Origin of the sequence: Tenacibaculum sp. 47A_GOM-205m, from assembly GCF_000518405.1 — a bacterium.
In the GTDB taxonomy this organism is placed as follows: Bacteria; Bacteroidota; Bacteroidia; order Flavobacteriales; family Flavobacteriaceae; genus Polaribacter; species Polaribacter lutimaris.
Genome location: NZ_JADN01000002.1, coordinates 1 through 2,559 on the forward strand (window position 1 = coordinate 1; position 2,559 = coordinate 2,559).

The window sequence follows — 2,559 nt, forward strand, 5'->3', positions numbered from 1 at the left end:
GGCGGATTCGACTACGTCCGAATCCACTCGGAATTGCTAACGCCAGTTCTAAACCGAAAATAATCGCTAATTTAACCCGTAACTGACGGTTATACGAGACCGTTGGCGGTAATTAGAAAATGAACAAACTACGATTGACATCTAATCCTGAATTAATTGAAAAGTTGACTGCCGACTTTGTCAAAACGGAAACTGATTCTAATACTTGGGGAACTCTTTATTTGTGCCCAAAAACAAATGAAAAGTGGCAAAAAATATATGTTGAAACTGAATATCACGGAGGCGGACATCCTGTTTTATTCAAATTACCAGACCCAAGAAAATTAGAATTAATCAATCTAATAATCGATTCCGAAAACCTTGACGAAATTGCTACTGCTTGTGCACTACTTGTGGTTAATGAAAAAGAACTAAAAGAGGAATTTAGAGAAGAACTCATTAATGCAATTGAGAATAAAATAACCCAAAAAGATTTTCAATGGAACAAATTGAACTCTGAAAAAATAAAATCAATCATTTCCGAAACACAACTTTTTGACAAAACTAACAGACGACCGATTTTAGGAAAGAAAAATATTGAGATAGAAAAGGACTTTGAATTTTACAAAGACATTTCTGAAAGAGCAAAAAAAATAATAACTACCGCCAACACCGTGTATAATTAATTGCTTTGGCAAGTAATTACTTGGAAAATTCCTTCGGAATTTTCTCAGGTCCGAGTTTGTTTACTAAATTAGGTGCTAGCCACCGCACCTAATCATACACCAACCGTTACCTGCAAGCTGAAAAAAAATGACCGAAACAGATAATAAAAAAGAAAATACGACAAAAGAAATTAAACTATATTCATCAAAAGCTATAAGTGGAGCGACTTTTTTAGGCGGACCATTAGCTGCTGGATATATGATTAGTGAAAATTTCAAAGCATTAGACCAACCTGATGAAGGACGAAAATCTTTAATCATTGGAGTTATAACCACAATAGTTCTTTTTGGCGGAATATTTATGCTACCAGAAAAAATGATTGACAAAATTCCAAGACAAATTATTCCACTTATATATACTGGAATTATTTGGGGAATTGTTGAGTGGAAACAAGGTGATATTCTAAAGGCTCATAAAGAAAATAATAATTCTTTTTTTTCTGACTGGAGAGCTGCTGGAATAGGATTTATTTCATTATTAATAATTGGAATTGGAATATTTGGATATGCATTTCTCTCTACAGATAACAAGCTAAATGAAAAATATGATAGAGAACTTGCTCAATTCTCAAAAAATGAAAATGAAACTTTAGTTTTTTATGACCATTTAAATACAGGAACGAACTATTCTTTACTTCAAGAATTGAATGAAAAAACCATCCCGAAATGGAAAGAAAATATTGCAATAATTAATAAAACAAATCAATTTCAAGATTTACCTTCCGAACTAATTGAACAAAACAAAATATTATTAAAATATTCAGAACTTAGAGTCCAAGCGTTTGAATTATTTAGAAAGGCAATCATAGAAGATACAGACAAATATGCCCAACAATTAGAACAAATACATATTCAAATTGAAAAAGAACTTGGAAAACTGAATTAAGAAAAGCCAGCAGGTAACACCGTATAAAATTAATTGCTAGTGCAAGCCTACTTCCGAAAATCCTGCGGATTTTCTATTCGGTTTGTATTTGCTAAATTAGGTACTTAAACCACGCAACTAATCTTATACAAACACGTTGTGTTTAATTATGAACGACTTACCATTTGAAATACTTGCTTTTGGAGGACTTTTACTTTTGTACTTGGCTTTATACTATTTGTCTGAATGGATAATAAAAATTGAGTTGAAAAAGAAAAAGACTAACAGAATATCAAACGCAAAAACATACAAAACCATAACAAGACGTGGCGAAAAATATGATTATGAATTCCCACTGAATCCAAATATTGACGGATTTTGGATTAGACTTTTTGCTAAGTTATTCGACTACGGAATTTATTTGGGTATTTTTTATTTGATTGACAGATACCTGACAGAAATAAAACTTTACCCATTTTTGGTGGCATTTTTCGCTTTGTTTGTCATTAATCCGATTTTCGAGTCGCTAACTGGAAGAACGTTTGGAAAATATATTTTTGGAATGAGAGTCATTGACGACTTCGGAGGTAATCCATCATTTTTGACATCATTTATTAAGAACTTATTGCAACTTTTCAGCATAGCATTTTATATACTATCGAGTGCGACAATATTAGAAGATGAAATGTTTTTCCATAATAAAAGGACTTTTACATACACGATTTGGAATAAAGACAAAGAAAAAATATTAAGTGAATTAAATAACTAAACACAACAACGGCTAGTTCATTACGGCTGAAATTCCTAATCGGAATTTCGAGCCTTTTTGCTAAATTTATGGTTACGGCGGAATGATACTCGCGTACCATTCCGTAACGAAACCATAGCCAAAACCGTTGGCAAACATATGAAAAGACACCTACTTACTTCGATATTTGTTCTGATTTTGATAGTTTCTTGTAAACAAAAAGAAAATAAAAAAGCGGTATC

3 protein-coding genes are annotated in these 2,559 nt (G+C 32.0%); all 3 read left to right on the forward strand.

The features are described from left to right. Nucleotides 1-119: 119 nt before the first annotated feature. The 3 genes from N534_RS0100025 (at nt 120) to N534_RS0100035 (ending at nt 2,338) form a co-directional block, all read left to right on the forward strand. Nucleotides 120-665: an Imm27 family immunity protein gene (locus tag N534_RS0100025; protein WP_028890520.1), complete on the forward strand. Its 546-nt coding sequence runs from the start codon at nt 120-122 to the stop codon at nt 663-665. Between the two features lie 127 nt (nt 666-792). After that, nucleotides 793-1,590, forward strand: coding sequence for a hypothetical protein (locus N534_RS14915; RefSeq protein WP_051435795.1), 798 nt, complete (start codon nt 793-795; stop codon nt 1,588-1,590). A 148-nt stretch (nt 1,591-1,738) separates the two neighbouring features. After that, a complete protein-coding gene (locus N534_RS0100035; protein ID WP_051435796.1) occupies nt 1,739-2,338 on the forward strand; it encodes an RDD family protein in 600 nt (199 codons plus the stop codon). Nucleotides 2,339-2,559 lie beyond the last annotated feature (221 nt).